The sequence below is a fragment of the Vibrio sp. 5S239 genome (genome assembly GCF_041439575.1).
GTDB classification, from domain to species: domain Bacteria; phylum Pseudomonadota; class Gammaproteobacteria; order Enterobacterales; family Vibrionaceae; genus Vibrio; species Vibrio kanaloae.
This window is the reverse complement of sequence record NZ_JBGOOM010000002.1, coordinates 196,877-215,498: the sequence shown is the minus strand read 5'-3', so window position 1 is coordinate 215,498 and position 18,622 is coordinate 196,877. Positions and strand designations below refer to the sequence as shown.

Annotated in this window: 15 protein-coding genes and 1 pseudogene; 9 read left to right on the top strand and 7 right to left on the bottom strand. The window is 41.6% G+C overall.

Features of this window, described 5'->3' with window-relative positions; all coding sequences use genetic code 11:
• Window positions 1-259: 259 nt before the first annotated feature.
• The gene (locus ACED48_RS03120) at window positions 260-769 is read right to left on the bottom strand and encodes a peptide-methionine (S)-S-oxide reductase (RefSeq protein WP_017055205.1); all 510 of its coding nucleotides are present in this window, start codon (window positions 767-769) and stop codon (window positions 260-262) included.
• Between the two features lie 325 nt (window positions 770-1,094).
• On the opposite strand from ACED48_RS03120, the pseudogene ACED48_RS03115 reads away from it, so the two are divergent.
• From ACED48_RS03115 to tnaA, 3 genes and pseudogenes are all read left to right on the top strand, one after another.
• A pseudogene (locus tag ACED48_RS03115) lies at window positions 1,095-2,207 on the top strand (YcjF family protein).
• Window positions 2,194-3,879: a GTPase family protein gene (locus ACED48_RS03110; RefSeq protein ID WP_017055207.1), complete on the top strand. Its 1,686-nt coding sequence runs from the start codon at window positions 2,194-2,196 to the stop codon at window positions 3,877-3,879. Before ACED48_RS03115 ends, ACED48_RS03110 begins: the two are co-directional and overlap by 14 nt.
• 730 nt (window positions 3,880-4,609) lie before the next feature.
• Window positions 4,610-6,082, top strand: coding sequence for a tryptophanase (tnaA, locus tag ACED48_RS03105; protein ID WP_017055208.1), 1,473 nt, complete (start codon window positions 4,610-4,612; stop codon window positions 6,080-6,082).
• A 179-nt stretch (window positions 6,083-6,261) separates the two neighbouring features.
• On the opposite strand, the gene ACED48_RS03100 is transcribed toward tnaA, so the two are convergent.
• Complete coding sequence (locus ACED48_RS03100) at window positions 6,262-7,497, bottom strand: DUF3103 domain-containing protein (protein WP_017055209.1); 1,236 nt, start codon at window positions 7,495-7,497, stop codon at window positions 6,262-6,264.
• Between the two features lie 488 nt (window positions 7,498-7,985).
• Complete coding sequence (locus tag ACED48_RS03095) at window positions 7,986-9,809, bottom strand: M4 family metallopeptidase (protein WP_017055210.1); 1,824 nt, start codon at window positions 9,807-9,809, stop codon at window positions 7,986-7,988.
• Between the two features lie 507 nt (window positions 9,810-10,316).
• Between ACED48_RS03095 and ACED48_RS03090 the strand changes: the two genes are divergently transcribed.
• The 4 genes from ACED48_RS03090 to ACED48_RS03075 all read left to right on the top strand — a co-directional run bounded on the left by ACED48_RS03090 (window position 10,317) and on the right by ACED48_RS03075 (window position 12,535).
• Window positions 10,317-10,934, top strand: a complete 618-nt coding sequence (locus ACED48_RS03090) for an HAD family phosphatase (RefSeq protein WP_017055211.1) — start codon at window positions 10,317-10,319, stop codon at window positions 10,932-10,934.
• Between the two features lie 195 nt (window positions 10,935-11,129).
• Window positions 11,130-11,543 carry a hypothetical protein gene (locus ACED48_RS03085; RefSeq protein ID WP_017055212.1) on the top strand — a complete coding sequence of 138 codons (414 nt, stop codon included), beginning with the start codon at window positions 11,130-11,132 and terminating at the stop codon, window positions 11,541-11,543.
• A gap of 290 nt (window positions 11,544-11,833) precedes the next feature.
• Complete coding sequence (locus ACED48_RS03080) at window positions 11,834-12,097, top strand: YrhK family protein (protein ID WP_017055214.1); 264 nt, start codon at window positions 11,834-11,836, stop codon at window positions 12,095-12,097.
• Between the two features lie 33 nt (window positions 12,098-12,130).
• Complete coding sequence (locus tag ACED48_RS03075) at window positions 12,131-12,535, top strand: DUF1801 domain-containing protein (protein ID WP_017055215.1); 405 nt, start codon at window positions 12,131-12,133, stop codon at window positions 12,533-12,535.
• Window positions 12,536-12,743: 208 nt separating this feature from the next.
• On the opposite strand, the gene ACED48_RS03070 is transcribed toward ACED48_RS03075, so the two are convergent.
• Entirely contained in the window at window positions 12,744-13,772 is a 1,029-nt protein-coding gene (locus ACED48_RS03070) for a methionine synthase (RefSeq protein WP_017055216.1), read from the bottom strand.
• A gap of 69 nt (window positions 13,773-13,841) precedes the next feature.
• On the bottom strand, window positions 13,842-14,819 hold the full coding sequence (locus tag ACED48_RS03065) for a DUF1852 domain-containing protein (protein ID WP_017055217.1): 978 nt from the start codon (window positions 14,817-14,819) through the stop codon (window positions 13,842-13,844).
• A 343-nt stretch (window positions 14,820-15,162) separates the two neighbouring features.
• Between ACED48_RS03065 and ACED48_RS03060 the strand changes: the two genes are divergently transcribed.
• Window positions 15,163-15,972, top strand: coding sequence for a sulfite exporter TauE/SafE family protein (locus tag ACED48_RS03060; RefSeq protein WP_029626802.1), 810 nt, complete (start codon window positions 15,163-15,165; stop codon window positions 15,970-15,972).
• A 219-nt stretch (window positions 15,973-16,191) separates the two neighbouring features.
• Window positions 16,192-17,193, top strand: a complete 1,002-nt coding sequence (locus ACED48_RS03055; RefSeq protein ID WP_017055219.1) for a metal-dependent hydrolase — start codon at window positions 16,192-16,194, stop codon at window positions 17,191-17,193.
• Between the two features lie 129 nt (window positions 17,194-17,322).
• On the opposite strand, the gene ACED48_RS03050 is transcribed toward ACED48_RS03055, so the two are convergent.
• Entirely contained in the window at window positions 17,323-18,054 is a 732-nt protein-coding gene (locus ACED48_RS03050) for an anti-sigma factor domain-containing protein (protein ID WP_017055220.1), read from the bottom strand.
• Window positions 18,051-18,584 carry a sigma-70 family RNA polymerase sigma factor gene (locus tag ACED48_RS03045; protein ID WP_017055221.1) on the bottom strand — a complete coding sequence of 178 codons (534 nt, stop codon included), beginning with the start codon at window positions 18,582-18,584 and terminating at the stop codon, window positions 18,051-18,053. The genes ACED48_RS03050 and ACED48_RS03045 overlap by 4 nt, the downstream gene beginning before the upstream one ends.
• Window positions 18,585-18,622: the final 38 nt, after the last annotated feature.

Below are 18,622 nucleotides of genomic sequence, written 5' to 3'. Positions count from 1 at the left end.
ACGGGTGATGTGCTTACTGAGTAAATATGAACTTAGTGGTTTCATTATAACGATGTTACCTAGCTTGTTTGGATATCTTGTTTTTATGTAACTGCACTAGCTAGTATAAGTGTTAGTAGTATGGATCATGATTCGATGAATTAGCTGGAAAAAACGAAAACCTCAACAATATATAATTGTTGAGGTTTTTTTGATGGGTACTTTTTAAGCTAGAAGACAAAAGATAAAGTAGCGATCTAAACTAAACTTAATCTCAAAGCTAGGATTTGTATTTATGCAGCAGATCCCAAGGGATATGACATAAGTGATGATCTTCAGGAAAGTGACTTAGGTGATGCTGGTGGATATCGTCACTGGCGATGTATTTGGTTAACGGTAGTATTTCGATCACGATTTGGCCTGCGTCACCACGAGATGCAATGTAGCGCTTGGCTTCCGCTAAGTGTTGAGCGTCGGTGCTGTAAACACCGGTGCGATACTTTTCGCCCACATCGACACCTTGTTTATTGACGCTGTAAGGGTCAATGATCTCGAACAGATGTTCCATCAGAATTGTGACTGACGTGATGCTCGGGTCAAATTCAATCTGCACACACTCTGCGTAGCCATCATAAGCGTTTTGGGCGTTATCTCTTTTTGATGTTTTGTTCTCTGTTGGCTGGGAGCTGCCATTTGCACGACCTGCTTCTGTGCTGATCACGCCGGGCACATACTTGATAAACTCCTGTACACCCCATAAGCAACCGCCAGCTAAATAAATCTGTTCCATACTTCTCTTTGAACTCTTAGTGTTTGTTCGTGGTCGCTAGCGACTATTTATAACTGTTAGTTGACCACTGTTCATGGCTAATTGATGGTCTAGGCTACTAAGCTTCAATTATATCAATAGATTAGAGTATACTTTAATGCGTGATAGAACCGTGCATCCAAAAACGATCGCCTGTATAGAATGGGTTCTTATATCTGGTTAGCGCCTAAACATTGTAAATTAGCATGAATGTATCAACTTAAGTGTAATGCGATAGAGTGATTATATAAGTCCTAGCGCTTTGTCACCAACCCGAATCTCAAAACAAGTGAGAGTTAGCCTAACTATGTTTGATCAAATAAAAGACTTCATTAATCCGAGCAAAAATCCCGATTTGACTCCGGCCCATGAATATCAGCGTAAGCATCTGCCGACATTATGGCTGTTGGGAAAAACGGGCGCTGGTAAATCATCGTTTATTCAAGCAGTCACGGGTGATTCTTCGGTTGAAGTGGGCAATGGTTTTGCGCCATGTACCATGACGGCGATGTCTTATGAGTTTCCTCAGGACAAACCTGTGATGCGGTTTCTTGATACCAGAGGTCTGGGTGAGGCAGATTACGATCCGAAAGACGATCTGGAAGAGATAGGTCTGGCTGGTAACGCGCTGGTGGTTGTGATGAAAGCCGATGAGCCAGAACAGTCTGCTGTGTTTGCTGCTTTGAAACAGATTAAGAAGCAAAAGAAAATTAAGCACTTGTTGCTTGTTCATACAGCAGTACTTTGTTCCAGTGAAACAGACCGCGCAAGACAAGTTCAATTTAATTCCAATCAAGTGGAAAGGGTTTGGGGGAAGGGCTTTGAATCGATATCGGTCGATTTCGAAACTGATGACTCGAGCAACAACATTGGCTTAATCTACAATTATGATGCCTTGATTGAACAGTTGGCGAATATCCTGCCTGTTGTCGGAATGATGGTGGTCGACAAAGAGCATTCCACGCAAGAAGAGGCCAACTTCGACCAAGTAGAAAATGAGGTACTTTGGTACGCGGGAAGTGCTGCGACCAGTGATTTGATTCCGGGTGTTGGCTTAGTGTCCGTGCCTGCGATTCAAGCAAAAATGCTTCATAGTTTGGCGAACCAGTATGGAGTTGAATGGAACAAGAGAGTATTCAGTGAGTTGATAGGTACGTTGGGAAGTAGCTTTGCTTTGCAATATGGAATGAAGCTGGGCTCTCGACAATTGATAAAGCTGATTCCGGTTTATGGTCAGACGGTTGGAGCCGTTGCTGCTGCAGCTATGAGTTTTGGCACCAGTTATGGTTTAGGTCGAGCGGCTTGTTTTTACTTCTATCATAAAAACAAAGGCGAAGAAGTCTCTGAACAATAGATGCAAAAGATCTACAAAGAATCCCTGAAGAAAGGTAAGGCAGCATCGGGTTATGAAGAAAATTAGAAACCTATTTCGATTACTGGCCGTTTTATCGAGTGGACGCTGGGGTATTGCTCTGATTTCGGCCGTACTCCCAAGTATTATTATGATGGGCTTTGGTATTTTCTTGGCGATTAAATACGGTTACTTACTGGAAATGTCGATTGTCATTGTTGTGAGCACTTTGTTTTTTACTATTCCTTTATATGTTTCTAGTCGTTCTTCACGTCAAGCTTTGTATAGACAGTCTGTCATTCACAAGTCTCCCTCAAATACTGAGCAAAATGGCATGGGGGATTCTGAATCAGAGATAAAGCATGACAATATTGATATTAACGATGCGTTGGTTAAGGCTTCTCTTGATTGGTCTCAAAAGGAGTTGTCGATCTGGAATGAATCAAAACACTATGTACGCCAACAATTAATGGTCGATGTAGAGTGGGGTAATCTCGATCAAACTGGTTTAGAGATACTTGAATTCGTCGCTGAAAAGTTTGATAAAAAACCACTCGATTTTTCAATTCCCGAAGGGCTAAAGCTTTTTGAAGAAGTCAGTCGGAGATACAAATTGGTGGTGCGGGAGCATATACCGGGTATTGAGTACCTGAAGGTCTCCTATATTAAAGCGGGATACGAAGCCTATGATCGATATGGCGAGCTAGGGCTGAAGATCGTCAAAGCGGCTATCTGGGGAAATCACCTTAAAAATTTGTACCTGAACCCTTTGAAAGTCGTTTCGGATTTAGGCCGAGAGCAAGCGACATCGTCAATGACCAAAGGTGTGGTCGATGATATGCAGTATGCTGCAAAACAAGCCTTGTTAGATGAGGTTGCAGCCGTGGCAATTGATCTTTATAGCGGACGCTTCAGCATTGAAGATGAAGCATTAAGAACATCGGAGGTTTCTGAACTGGACGAACAGCGTTTTGCTCCAGAATTAGAACCCGTAAGAATTGTGCTGGTGGGTCAAACAAGCTCGGGGAAATCCTCACTGATTAATGCACTTAAACAAGAGTTGGTCGCCGAAGTTGATGTTCTACCATCAACAGATGCTTCAACAGTCTACAACGCGTTTGTGGACGACAATGATGTTAGAGTTGTTGACCTTCAGGGGTTGGATGGTAACGCCAAAACCGAAGTCCTGATGCTTAAGGAGATGACTCAAGCAGATGTTGTGCTATGGGTGCTTAAAGCCAATCAGTCTGCACGTGAATTGGATAAGCAATTGAAAGATAAATTTGATGCTTTCTATGACGACCCTAAAAACATTTCTCGTAAGAAACCTATTGTAATATCGGTGGTGAATCAAGTGGATAGATTAAAACCGGTTAATGACTGGCAGCCTCCTTATGATTTGGGCAATCCTACATCGACAAAAGCTAAAACCATCGCTCAAGCACTCGAATATAACCATATGTTGTTGCAAACCGATATCGTATTGCCACTCGCTATCGCGCCAGAAAAGGTGGAGTTTGGATTAGAGGCTCTGAAGCGAACGCTAATCGAAGGCATAGCCGATGCGAACAATGTTCAGAGAAATCGCCAGCGTTTAGAAGCAATCAAAAGAGGGAGATCGGTCAAAGGTCAACTGAATCAAGCGGTAAATGCCGGTAAGAAGGTGGCACCAAGCGCATTGAAAGCAGCGACACCAAAATTGGCTGAAATGGCAATCAAGCAAGCGGTTAAGAAAAAGTAACCAAGGACTGAATTTACAATGACGTTCTAGCGAGGTGCTTGCGCTTTATTAATTCGCATTCTTGTTAGAGTTCAGTAGCATCCGGAGTTTACTATAGGTTATTGAATGTATAGGGGAGTATATATTATTATTTAGCTCTCCGAACTAGTTTAATAGTATATGAGCCGATGGCATTCACAGTTTATATAATGCGTTATCGTATTTTATTACTATTCTAAAGGTTGATCACATTTATACTTTTTTAATCTGTCTTTATAAAAGAATCATACTATATTTAACGTTCGGTTCATCTTGATTTCAACGTAGGGATATATTGTGAACATGTACCTGAAATGGCAATCAACAACATGGCTAACCTTGTTAGCTTGGTATACCTTAGATCATCAGCTCTCGTTCCACCTTTCTTCAGAGTAGTATTCTCTAGGCGTCACGCGCCAGCAGAGCCTTGAGCTTTGCCCAATCCTGTTAATTTTGTCTTAAAGAAATGTCGTAACTCATGCGTTCGCTCTTTGTGTTTTGTGCATGTGGTTCTTTATCTTTTAGTTATTATTAATTGGAACCTAATCAATACATCATTGATTAAATAATCTATTTCTAGCTATTAATTTTTATCGTAATTATCACGAGAGTGATCGTGCGTAAAACTAAATTAATGGTGATGACTCGTGACATCTAAAATAATGAATTCAGATTTTTCGCTTTAAGGCTGAATTTGTTGAAAGGGACTATTATGGAAAACTTCAAACATCTACCAGAACCGTTTCGTATTCGCGTTGTAGAGCCAGTAAAAAGAACAACTCGCGCCTATCGTGAACAAGCCATTGTCGAAGCGGGTATGAACCCATTTTTGCTCGACAGTGATGATGTGTTCATCGATTTGCTGACCGATAGCGGTACGGGTTCAATAACACAACGCATGCAAGCTGCAATGTTGATGGGTGATGAAGCTTACAGCGGCAGTCGCAGTTACTATGCATTGTCGAATGCGGTGAAAGATATTTTCGGCTACGAGCTGACTATTCCAACACACCAAGGGCGTGGCGCAGAACAGATTTACATTCCTGTTCTTATCAAGAAGCGTGAAATGGAGAAAGGGCTTGATCGCGGTAAAATGGTCGCTTTATCTAACTACTTCTTTGACACCACCCAGGGTCACACCCAGGTAAATTGCTGTGTCGCGAAAAACGTTTACACCAAGGAAGCATTTGATACCTCGGTTAATGCTGATTTCAAAGGCAATTTCGATGTAGTGAAGTTGGAAGAAGCTATCTTAGATGCGGGCGCAGCAAACGTTCCATACATTGTAAGCACAATTACCTGCAACTCTGCGGGTGGACAGCCAGTGTCTATCGCCAATCTAAAAGCCGTTTATGAAATCGCTCAAAAGTACGACATTCCCGTGATCATGGACTCTGCGCGCTACGCTGAAAATGCTTACTTTATTCAACAGCGCGAAGCGGGTTATCAAGATTGGACAATTGAACAGATCACACGTGAATCATACAAATATGCAGATGGTTTAGCCATGTCTGCCAAGAAAGATGCCATGGTACAAATGGGTGGCTTGTTATGCTTCAAAGATGATTCCTTCATGGATGTTTACACAGAATGTCGAACACTGTGTGTGGTTCAAGAAGGTTTCCCAACCTATGGGGGCTTAGAAGGTGGCGCGATGGAGCGTCTTGCTGTTGGCCTGTATGATGGAATGCGTCAAGATTGGTTGGAGTATCGCATCGGTCAGGTCCAATACCTGGTTGATGGCTTGGAAGCGATAGGTGTGGTGTGTCAGCAAGCGGGCGGTCATGCGGCGTTTGTCGATGCGGGTAAACTGCTCCCTCATATTCCGGCTAGTCAGTTCCCAGCTCATGCTTTGGCGTGCGAGTTGTACAAGGTGGCGGGCATAAGAGCGGTTGAAATTGGTTCATTATTGCAAGGACGTGATCCGGCTACTGGAGAGCAACACCCATGTCCAGCTGAGTTACTGCGTCTTACCATTCCTAGAGCGACATACACACAAACCCACATGGATTTCATCATTGAAGCGTTTGAAAAAGTGAAAGGGAATGGTGGGCAAGTAAAAGGCTTAGATTTTACCTATGAGCCAACAGTATTAAGACACTTTACTGCTCGTTTGAAAGAAGTTGAAATCAAGGAGAAGCAAACAGAAGCTAAGGATGAGCCAACGCTCGAAGAAGAATTTTAAAATAAAATAATTTAACAGTTCAGAATAGAAAGGCTCTTTTGGGGGCCTTTTTTATTTGTCTATTTACTGGGTAAGAAAGCGTATATACCGAATGTATATTTACATAGGGCATATACGCTGAAGTGTAAGTTAATAACTCATTAAGGCTACGACAATGAAGGCCTCAACGTGAAAAAGTATTATTCTGTTGGTGAAATTATTACAGGTGCGAACGACGCGACAGCATTCCCGCCAGCGCCAGGATGATCAACATAAGAAGTGTTTTGCATCAAAGTGTAGAATACGTCAACGAAGTCATCGTCATTCACGAGTACACCATCAGGAATCACATCGATAATCTTGCCAGTGATCTGAGGGATGATCGCATACCCTTGAACTTCAGGATCAGGAATCATTTTCAGTATCTCTTCTGCGGCTTCAACCAGCAGTTTTGCTAGCTCTTTGTAGTCGGTGCCGTCATCGTGCTCCATCAAAATCATGTCTGCTGCTCCCCAACGGTAACGAGGCCAGAAGATAACGGTTTGATTTGGGTAGTAGGTCTGCTTGTCGTAATCCAGATAAGGCATCTCAACGAGATCAATCTGTGGTTCTACACGACTCGAATCGACCCCAGTGACGATAGCATAGATTTCAGCTTTGCCAGAGATCCACGGTTCTTGGTCGACAGCCAAATGGATTTTCGTTAACTGCGTGGTGTTCAACGGCTCAGGTTCCGACATCGTCATTGAGCGTTTAGCTTTGCCCATAAACGTTTGTTTTTGGAACTTACTGTTTTTACTCCCTTTACTGTCTTCATTATCGCCAGTGTTTTTGGAGCCAGAATTGATTTGGGTTGCAGTACCCAGCTTGTTCATCTCGGCCTGCATCGCCATTAGGCCTGCTTTGAGTTCTTCAGCACCATTGCTATCAACGACAAACACAGGAACGTTTGGCATTTGGTACACGTCTAATTGATGAACTTGTCCGTACACGTCATACGCTTCAATGTATTGCCAATTCGAATCATCGCCTGATGGTTCAAATGCAAACAGCGGGTTTTCGCCATTCTTCCAAGCTTCAATCATTGCTTTATCAGCCATGCGAATCTCTAACACAGAGTCACTGAAATTATTGATCCCTTTCATCTTGCGATAGCCAAGATCCGCTTTCTGCATCTTGTTAGAGAATGCGGAGTAGGGCTGAGAAGAGTTCAGTTTGTCTATTGGTGTGGATAGACTCTTTTGTGAAATTTGAGCCTTTAAAGAAAGCTCAAGATCGGAATAACGCTCGCTGATTTGCAACGCCAAAGATTGCTTTTGTGCTGAGGAGCTCTCTGAAAGAGAGCGTGCGTCTATTGTGTCGATATTGTTTGCATAGGACTGGAAGCCAACCACTGTCGTTGCAAGCACCATACTGATAGAAATAGATGGTCTCATAAATAATCCTTATTTTAATTTTTATCATTAATAGAGCATTTGCCCTATAAGGATTAACCTATCAGCAAGGTGAATGTGTTTAAAAGTTAGACAACTTATTTTATTCCGTTGTTCAGCACAGGATCTCAATTTAAACAATTTATAAAATATTAAGTGAGTGCTGACTTGCCATATCCAAATTTATAAACCAATCATTAGTTAATTAACAAAATTATTAACTGTATATCCTGGGTTTGTAGGGATTTAGAGCGCGCTTAGGTATGAGGGTATCTGTTGGCTTGTATAATTCAGATAAGAAAAAGGGCTAGCGCTTGGCTAACCCTTTTATGTTTATAAGCGCACGGCAACGCTTATACATACTGACTGTTGTTGGTCTTGGATTTAAGTACCAAGTCTCTAGATAAATCTAACTGCTTAATAAGCAATGAAGCCTACTCATGTGAGTAGGCTTTGTTATTGGTTGCGACCTTCAACGGTACGTTTTAACCTCAATCTAAACGCAATGTTAGGCCAGAATAGTTCGAGTACCCACGCAATAACACATGATACGTTACATCAGGTTGTGCAATCACATTACACTGTTCTGTGTTTCCTGGACGGTAAGGGCGGCAGTCGTAACTTGAAGTCGTCGGCTTGCTTCCCGATTTAACGTAAAGATCCGCGTCGCCTGAACCACCAGACATTGAAACTGTTACGTTTGATGCTGACTCAACGGTGAAAGTATAGAAGGTTTGAGAGTTTTGGCTCCCGCTTAGGTTCGCAATCGGAGTGCCTTTGGTTAAGATATTGCCAGTTGGAGGCGTCGTTCCACAACTTGCATTGACACCGACAGTACTAAAAGCGGCTTCAACATCTGAAACTTCGTAACCCATGTCTGCGGCGGCTTTTGCAACACCACAAGCCCCAGCGTCAAAGGTACTGTTTGCCGTCCAATAAAGTTGGTTTGCAACCGTAAATACCTCGAAGCCCTTACGCACATCCCAGCCAGATTTGTTCGCTAACAGGTAAAAGGCACGGTTATAAACCCCGCTAGATAAATGAACGTTCAAACCATCGTAGTATTGAGAAGCGTGATCTATAGATCGGCCATCTTTTGACGGTTGATCAAAGTAACGTAGCCCACCTTCTGATTTGAAGATATCGCTACCGACAACCCAGTCAACATTTCCACGCAGATAGTATTCAGCAGCTTCGCCTGCAATGTCTGAGAACGCTTCGTTAATCCCTCCCGACATATTTTTATATACCAAGCCAGAGTTCTGTTCAGTAAAGCCGTGACTGACTTCGTGGGCACTCACGTTGATATCGACTAACGGATAGAAGGTATTTTTACCATCCCCAAATGTCATTGATGTACCGTTCCAAAAAGCATTTTCGTAATCAGAACCGTAGTGCACTCTCATGGTAAGCTGGAAAGTTAAGGGAGACGTGTTCATCCAATCTTTGTACATATCAAATACAACATTACCGAAATAATGAGCGTCGTTAAGAGGTGAGTAGGCGCCGTTAACGTATTTATAGTCATTGTAATTGGTGCTGTCGCTACAGTTGTAACTGAATGCCGAGTTACCAGAGGTTCCGTTATTTAAGTTGACCGTTTTAACCGCGGAGTTTTCCAAAGTACAAGTGGTGCCCGTTTTGTCTATGGAAAATCCCGTAAAGTCACTTCCATATTCATATCGAGCCGTTTTTATGTTGCCACCTGGACCTGTTCCCAGAGCTTTGGCATGGTTTAATCCGTCCCATTTTTGGAGGACTTCTCCAGTGATCGCATCAATGAAGTAAAAAGGGCGCTCAGGGTGATCGGAGGCGACGAAGAAGTCGACCAAGTAAACCATCTGAGCGATTTGGTTCTCATCTAGTCTCACCATCAGTTTTGCATTTTTGTTTTCAACAGAAATGTTATCGACTACCAAGGTTTTATGAGCTGAAAGTGCAGCGGCAATAGCTTGCTTTTTATTCAGTTTGGGAGTGATGCTTGATAGGTCACCACTGATTCCTTGCGCCATTGAACCGAAGACTTTAGTAGGCTGGTTTTTAGAGAGTGTTGCCACAACCGAGGTATCAAAAACGGGTAAACCTAAGTGTGTTTGTTGGTAACGGACTTTTGTTTTTCCATTGGGCAACACTACCCGCTTTACTTCAGAAAAACCTAATTCTAGTGGGGCGACACTATTCGATTGAGCGAGGATACTTTGTTGTAGCAATGTATCATTATCCACTTTTACCATTTCTGCAGCATGCGCTGTAAAGCCGAAAGCGGTACCTAGAATAGCTGCTATTTTCCAGCTTAATTGACGTTTTTGGTTCATTTTTCGTTCCTGATATAAATATAAACTCCTTCTTCCCAACGACTTTATAGGAAGCCTATATGCAACACATTAATGCCATGTGTTGCGAATCAAGATTGGGAGAACGTGTGGAATTATGGCAAGTTTTTCAGGAAAATTAAATTTTATAGTATGTAAACTATAATATACAAAAACATTATTGATTGTTATATCGATAATTCTTTAATTTTAAACTTTTATTATAAATACATGAAATTACGATAGTTCCTATAATTTATTCTGTTTTAATTTTATGTATTCGTCTTTCCTATTGAGGAGTGTGTTTTTTCGTTTTTTATTAAATTACAAAGTTAATAATAACGACATTTTCGTAGTGGTGGTAGATGTTAATTCTATCAATGTTGAGGTTTGATAGCGGTTGTTAAACACAGCTCCCAGTTTTATGAATTAATTAGTGTTAGAAGAGAATGGTTATATATTTCCTGTCACTAAAAAGAAGTGCGAATTAGACCTGTGAAAGGAGAAACTATGAGCTCAGGAAGCATTAGAAATGTAGTCTTTGATATTGGTAACGTGATTGTCCGTTGGACTCCTTTGGAAATCGTGAAGCTCACATTTGGTGAGGTTAAAGCTCCTGAGGTATTGGTTAAGGCTATTTTTCAGTCTGAAACTTGGCTCGATTTAAATAAAGGTTTAATTTCAGAATCTGATGCTAAAGCGCAGTATCAGCAGTTTCTTAATTTATCACACTTGGAATGTGAGCGCTTATTTTACTACGTCAAACAAACACAAATCCTTATTTTCGGCTCTGTTGATCTTCTGCAGCGTGTTAAGTTAGCAGGTTACAACGTTTATGCGTTAACAGATAATGTTCACGAAATTGTTTCCCATCTTAAGTCTACATACACGTTTTGGCCTTTATTTTACGGAGCGATAGTGTCTGCGGAGTTAGGGCTACTCAAACCTCAAGCAGAAATCTATCAATCATTACTTATGCAGCATAGATTAGATGCTTCGGAAACCGTATTTATAGATGACATGCCGTGTAATGTTATGGGCGCAAACGCTGTTGGTATTACTGGAATTCAATTTGAAAATGCAGCTCAATGTGAGGAAGCTTTAAAAGCTTTAGGACTGTCTTTCTGAATAATTGAATTTCTATATAATAGAGACTTCACCATTTTGCTATACAGTAGGATGACTATGATGGGTTTAGCTAGCTCGATACAGCAGAACTAAGGCTAATCAGACATAGTGTCTCGGTGTTGTTAAATACCACTCAAATGTGGAAGGTCCTTAAGAGGGAGAATACATGTTACTCATTAAATTCAAGGAGGAGATATGGGGTTACTAATTGGTCCAGTAGTGATTTTTTGGATCGTTTCATTCTTTTTTACTTGGCGTATGGGATATTACCTTTTGGTAGATAAACCATTTTTTCCTTATATATTCACCGTGGTTATCATAGCTATCTTCGGTGCGCTAACCTATGTTATGGGTGGTTTGTTTACCTTTAAAGATCGCAGTGAACTTTGGGCATTTGAAATCCCATGGTTTTTCCTCGTGAATAAATATGCCTTTGTATTATTTGTTTGCTCAGTAATGGCTTACCTATTTGGAAGCAATATTTTTACCGGAAATATCTCAAAAGCAGTGATTTTTATTATTGCTTTTTCGATCACTTTGGGAAATCTAGTAGGGTGTTTGAGCTCTAACACCTTTATGCAAAAGTATAATATTTCAGAAACGTATTAAGCTATCCGGTTTCAGTTATCCGTTTTTGGAGAATAAGCAAGTTTCAATTACGGATGTATCTGATTTACCCGTGTGGAGTTCTTATTCTTCAAACAAGTAATTTTAAAGTGGTTTGAAATGTATGGCATTGTCACTGTGTGGTTTCGGTGGTTTCGGTGGTTGCGGTCACCCTATGGTTGCAGCGACTCAGGTATTGCTTGTTCATACTTTAGCAGCGTTATGTTGACAAGTGGAGCATCGGTCTGATATCCATTTATAGTTTTAATCATAGTTCGACCTAAGGAGAGTTTGTGAATCAAGGTGTTGAATTGGATGTAGATATCGGTAAGAAACATATAGTGATTCAGCGCCGTTATGAGGCTTTAGGTGCATTCAATGATTTGTTAATAGCTGTTTGGTTTTTGATCGGTAGTTTTTTCTTTTTAAATGAGTCTCTTATTGAAAGTGGTACTTGGTTATTTATAGTGGGTAGTGCGCAGTTAATCATTAAGCCATTAATCAAGCTACTAAGTTTAGTTCATGTTAGTAGAGCGTCCAAACCATTTACACAATAGTTACGCCATTTGTTAGGTTCATCGGAGGTTTCAGTGGACAAGCTAGTCAAAAATCGTTTTGAAGAATATCCGGAGAACGCTCGAATTCGACTAGAAGAGTTGCGCTCTCTCATTCTTGATCTGTCCTGTGAATTGAAGTTAGGGGAAGTTGAAGAGTCTCTTAAGTGGGGAGAACCTAGTTACAGTGTTAAAGCGGGCAGCCCAATTCGAATTGATTGGAAATTGAAATCGCCGAATAACTACTCTTTATTTTTCAACTGCCAAACTAAGCTCGTTGATACATTTCGAGAGTTACATGGAGATACACTGCAGTTTCAAGGTAATAGGGCAATTGTATTGCATTTATCTGAGCCCATGCCTGAAGTAGCAATCAAACAGTGCTTGGAGCTTGCTTTAACTTATCAAAAACGAAAGCATCTACCGCTTCTTGGGGCTTAATAAGGCACTAATAACTCTGAAGAAGATGACAGTTTTCTTCGATGAATGAAGAGCTTGCTAAATAGATAACCGCATCGACATAGACAGTTTCTCTGAGTAAAGTGATGTGTAGGAAAAAGAAAGCCTAAGCGCTGATATGCGACTTAGGCTGTGATAACTGGTTTAAGCTTCAAGAGCTAGGTTTAGCTTTGGATATACGTATAGAGGGTTACGCTGATAGCTCTTTTCGAACAATCTCTGCACCAGCACTTAACGCATTGAGTTTAGCCGATGCTATTTGGCGAGGTAGGGGAGCCATCCCACAGTTGGTACATGGGTAGAGTTTATCGGCGTCAACATACTTAAGTGTTTCTCTAAGAGTGCTGGCGACTTCTTCTGGTGTTTCAATCGAATCGGTTGCCACATCAATTGCACCGACCATCACTTTCTTGCCTCGAACCAGCTCAAGTAGTTCAAGTGGTACATGAGAGTTGTGACATTCTAAAGAGATGATATCGATATTCGATTGCTGCAACTTAGGGAAGACTTCTTCGTATTGGCGCCACTCCGTGCCTAATGTCTTTTTCCAATCAGTATTGGCTTTGATGCCGTAACCATAGCAAATATGTACCGCGGTCTCGCACTTTAGCCCTTCAATGGCTCTTTCTAAGCAAGCAATGCCCCAATCATTTACGTCATCAAAGAACACATTAAATGCTGGTTCATCGAACTGAATAATATCAACGCCAGCGGCTTCAAGCTCTTTTGCTTCTTGATTTAGGATCTTCGCAAATTCCCAAGCGAGTTTTTCGCGGCTTTGATAATGCGCATCGTAAAGTGTATCGATCATGGTCATTGGCCCAGGCAGAGCCCACTTAATAGGTTGATCGGTTTGCTGACGTAAGAACTTCGCATCTTCAACAAACACCGATTTCTGACGAGAAACTGGGCCAACAACAGTCGGTACACTTGCATCGTAGCGGTCGCGGATCTTAACCGTTTCGCGCTTCTCGAAATCGACACCATTTAGGTGTTCAATGAAGGTCGTCACAAAGTGCTGGCGGGTCTGTTCGCCATCACTCACTATATCAATACCGGCTTGCTGTTGCTCATGCAGAGACACACGTAGGGCATCCTGCTTGCCATCTGTTAATTCGTCGCCTTCCAGTTTCCATGGAGACCAAAGTGTTTCTGGTTGTGCTAGCCAAGACGGCTTAGGTAAGCTGCCTGCTGTTGAAGTCGGTAATAGTGTTTTCATAATTAATTTTGCCTATCCTTAGATTGCCCAAAGCGCGTAATTAATGGATTAAAGCGCCTAATAAATTGATTAAAGCGCGTAATTGGCAAACCAGTTCTCAAGAACCGATTGATATGGCTTAATGAAATGTTCTTCTGCGAATTTACCTTGCTCAATAGCTAACTTGCCGCGTTCTTCTCGGTCATACACGATCTGAGTCAGTGAATGGTCCAAGTTTTTCAAGTTTGGTTGGTAACAGTTGCCTGCAACCGCGTTCGCGTTGTAAATCTCAGGACGGTAGATTTTCTGGAACGTGCCCATGGTACTGATGGTGCTGATAAGCTCTAGGTTAGAGTAATCGTTCAGCAGATCACCAAAGAAATAAAAAGCCAGAGGAGCAACAGTATTTGGCGGCATGAAATAACGAACCTGTAAGCCCATCTTCTTAAAATATTGCTCAGTTAAAGAAGACTCATTCGGTTGGTATTCAAAACCTAATACTGGGTGTTGGTTTTCAGTGCGGTAATAGGTTTTATTATCTGACACGCTTAAGCAAATAACAGGTGGCTTATTAAAGTTCTTTTTGTAAGCGTCAGAGTTAACGAAATATTTAAAAAGCTTGCCGTGTAAATCACCAAAATCTTCTGGAATGCTGAATTTATCTTGGCCTTTATTATGGTCCAATAGACGTACGCTAAAGTCATAATCTCGAACATAAGAAGAGAAGTTATTTCCGATAATGCCTTCAATACGTTCGTTAGTTTTACGGTCTACAATATTGGTTTTCAGCACTTCAATTGAAGGGAATGCTTCGCCGTTGCTTTCAATGTCCATATCAACAGAAATGATTTCAAGCTCAACAGAGTAACGGTCGCCCTTAGGGTTATCCCAGTGTGCTAACGCGTTGAAACTGTTATCGATCATTTCTAGTGCATTACGCAAGTTCGCTTGACGGCTGTCACCTCTCGCCAAATTCGCAAAGTTGGTTGTGATACGCGTGCTGTCTGCAGGCTGGTAGTTTTCGTCGAGGCTAATGCTTTTGATCGTAAAATTAAATTCTTTATTCATGCTGGTCTAGTATCCCAATTCGTTGTCTGGTTCTCTCGGTCTTTAGTATTAAAACTGCTTTTATTTTTTGCTTGTGACCGGATTAAGAATCGAAGGCTATGCTTTCTGAAATTAATACTTAGTAGAATTAATGTCGTATAAAGTTAATCGCTTAAGGTTTTTATACGTGGATAGGTGTGGGATTAATAATGGTATTACTTCACATTCATCATGAGGAATATTCATGATCTATATGTTTGAATGTTTAAGTCGGTGTCAGTTATATTAATTAGCTTAATGGAAATATAACCGCATTAATAGTGGTGTTATTTAAGGTAAATTAATTTAATAAGAGATGGATGAAATGAGTGAATTGCTGTTTTTGATTTTCTACTGTGCGTTACTAGGCAGTGGTGTTGGTTTTCTTGCCGGGCTTTTGGGTATTGGCGGAGGGCTGATCATTGTTCCTGTGTTAAGCAGCATTTTACTTTACTTAGAAGTTCTGCCGTCCGACCAAGTTGTTGTTGCTGCGATTGCGACCTCGTTGGCCTCGATTCTATTTACTTCAACGTCTTCTGCGCTCGCTCACCACAAGAATGGCAACGTGCCTTGGGATCTGGCACCTTGGATCATGCTGGGTGTTGCCCTTGGTGCTTTGGTTAGTGGTTTTATGGCGGCGTTATTGCCGGAAAAGGTCGTTCGTATCGTGTTTGCTGTGAGCGTAGTTCTTATCGCGATTAAGATGTTCTTAAGCAGTAAAAGCGGCACGCCTAACGAACGAAAACTACCGAATAAAGGGGTATTAACCGTTTTAACAACCATTACTGGCGGGTTGTCTGCCATGATAGGGATTGGTGGCGGTGCGTTGTTAGTTCCACTATTAACGTTCTTTTCGGTCGATATGAAAAAGGCGATCGGCTGTGCGTCTGCGTGTGGCATTGTAATCGCATTGTTTGGTTCTATCGGTTATATCACTGCGGGCAGTAGCCAATTTGCTTTAACCGATGGATTTGCAGGTTTTGTTTATTTACCAGCGTTACTGGGTATTGTGTGCACCTCTTGGTTCACGGCTCCGTTAGGCGCAAAAGCTACAAACCACTTGCCAGTTCCAATAATTAAGAAGATCTTTTCAGTACTGTTGGTTGTTATCGCTGCAAGTATGGTCGCTCGCTAAGTTTTGGTTGTTCGGCTGCCTATGTTGCAGCTATCAGTGGGTAGCTCCAATAATAACAATAGAAAGTAGCAGTCATCAGGCTGCTTTTTTTGTTTGCCAGTCTACATTTATACGATTATGTCTATGAGTATATTGACAAAATATTGTTGTTTAACTGGATTCACTGCTATAGCTAAATGTACTTGTTCAGATCAAGGGAATGCTAAAAGTGAGTGATTTATGGATCCGTTAACGCAGGGCGTGCTAGGTGCTTCTTTGTCACAAGCGGCGAGTAAAAAACAACATTTAGTGGTCGCTGGGGGTCTAGGTTTACTCTCTGGAATGGCCCCAGATTTAGATGCGTTTATTCGATCGGAGAGTGATCCTTTACTGGCATTGGAGTTCCATCGACAATTTACTCACTCACTTCTGTTTATCCCTATTGGCAGCTTGATCTGCGCTCTGGTTTTACATCTTTTGATTGCTAAAAGGCGCGGTCTCTCGTTTAAACAGAGCTGGCTGTATTGCGCGTTAGGCTATGGCACACATGCTTTATTAGATTCTTGTACTACGTATGGCACTCAGTTGTTTTGGCCGCTTACCAATGAGCGTTATGCTTGGAATACCATTTCGATTATCGATCCTGTCTATACACTTCCCATCTTAATATTGCTTGTGTTTGCAACATGGAAACGAATCCCTTTGCTGGCTCGCATCGCGTTTCTGTGGGCTTTGATTTATCCGACGTTAGGAATGATACAAAGGGATAGGGCAGAAGCCATAGGCTGGCAATTAGCACAAGAGCGACAACATACACCTATTCGGCTAGAGGCCAAACCGAGCTTTGCGAATATCTTAGTGTGGAAAGTGGTGTACGAAACAGAATCTCGATACTACGTAGATGCTGTTCGAGCCGGCACATCCGTTAAAACTTATCCCGGAGACTCAGTAGCTAAACTGAATGTGAGTCAAGATTTCCCTTGGCTCGATCCTAATTCACAACAAGCAAAAGACATTGAGCGTTTTCGCTGGTTCTCAAATGGTTACGTGGCACAAGATCCAATGGATGATCTGCGTGTTATCGACGTTCGATATTCAATTGTACCGAACCAATTGATAGCACTTTGGAGTATCAAATTATCTCAGTCTGCCGATGCCGAGGCACATATAAAGTACGAAACCCACAGAGACAACACACCCGAGTCGAGACAGATATTTTTAGATATGTTGAAAGGCGACTGAGGTCTATGAAGTTCTGAATAGATAGAACGTGGCTGATCTTTATCTGCCGTCAAAAAAGGCTGAGTCAGTAACCTGCTCAGCCTTCTTTCTATTCATTCTATAGGGAATGGTCTTTAAATTATCTGCTCACTATATCGAAAGGCCGCGACCAATTGAGGTAATAGGGCCAGTTGGGCGACCTGTAGAAGAGCCTGTTTCTTGCTCTAAAGTTAGTTCGAACAATTGGTTTTCTGTTAGTGGCGGTAATTCACTAATATTTAGATTAAGCGTTTCGCCTTCTCTGACTAATCCTAGTGAAACAGGTGCATCCCAATCATCGGCTTTTGTCCAAAATTGTAATGCTTTGCCTTCTGGTATTCTCACTGCACCTAGGGGCACTAGTTGCATCTGATTGGCATGAGTGGTTTGAATTACCCAACTTGGGTTTTTGTTTTCTGGTTGTACTAACACCGCGATATAAGTCGGTGTGCTCTGCATTGGTTCAAGGGTCTGTAATTTAAAACCTAGTACCATAGCTAGTACAAGACACGCCATTGAGATAGCCCGCCATAAACCGAGACTTTGCCAGAAATAGCTTTGTGGTTCAGGTCTTGATTGCGTTACCGGTTTAGAAGATTCTTCAAGTTCATCTATGCTGCGCTCAATACGTGCAGATAAAGGTTGAGAGGCGACTTTTGGCTCTAATCTATCAGTAATAGACAAAAAATGGGTTTGCCATTGATTAACCGCTTGTTGCAATTCGGTACTGTCAGCTAAACGTTGTTCAAAATTATATCGTTCTTCTTCTGTCAGTGTGCCAAGCACATATTGGCCGGCTAAATTATCATCGTTGATAGGAATTTGTTGCGTATCTTTTTTCATTGCAGACACCCCTTTAAAGCATTCAAGCTGCGCTTAATCCATGATTTTACGGTACCAAGGGGTTTGTTAAGCAATTGAGAAATTTCGTCTTGGGTGTAGCCATCAACATAAGCGTGCAATATACACAATTTGCGTTCCGGTTCTAAATATTCCAAACATGTTTGTAGAGACGTTTGTGCCAAAGGATCTTCTGAAAGTTCAGAAATACCATCTGGCCGCTCTGCTAAGTCCAATACTTGACTATCACATAGAGCGAGTAACAAATCTGGTTCTGATAAGATTTGGCGGTTGGAGTGTTTAAGTGCATTTAACGCTAAATTACGGGTTAACGTATATATCCAACCACGTGCGGACCCTAGCTCTTGATGGTAGGAGTTTGCATTTTTCCAAATTTTTATAAAGGCGTCATGCACAACGTCTTCGGATAAAGCACGGTTTTGCAAAATCCTCAGCACTACAGTGAGTAATCTTGATGCTTCCTGTTCATATAACTGTCTTAAGGCTTGGCGATCGCCTTGAGCGCAGTGCATTAGAACACTTTCATAGTCGAACTCTGTCGATATTGACA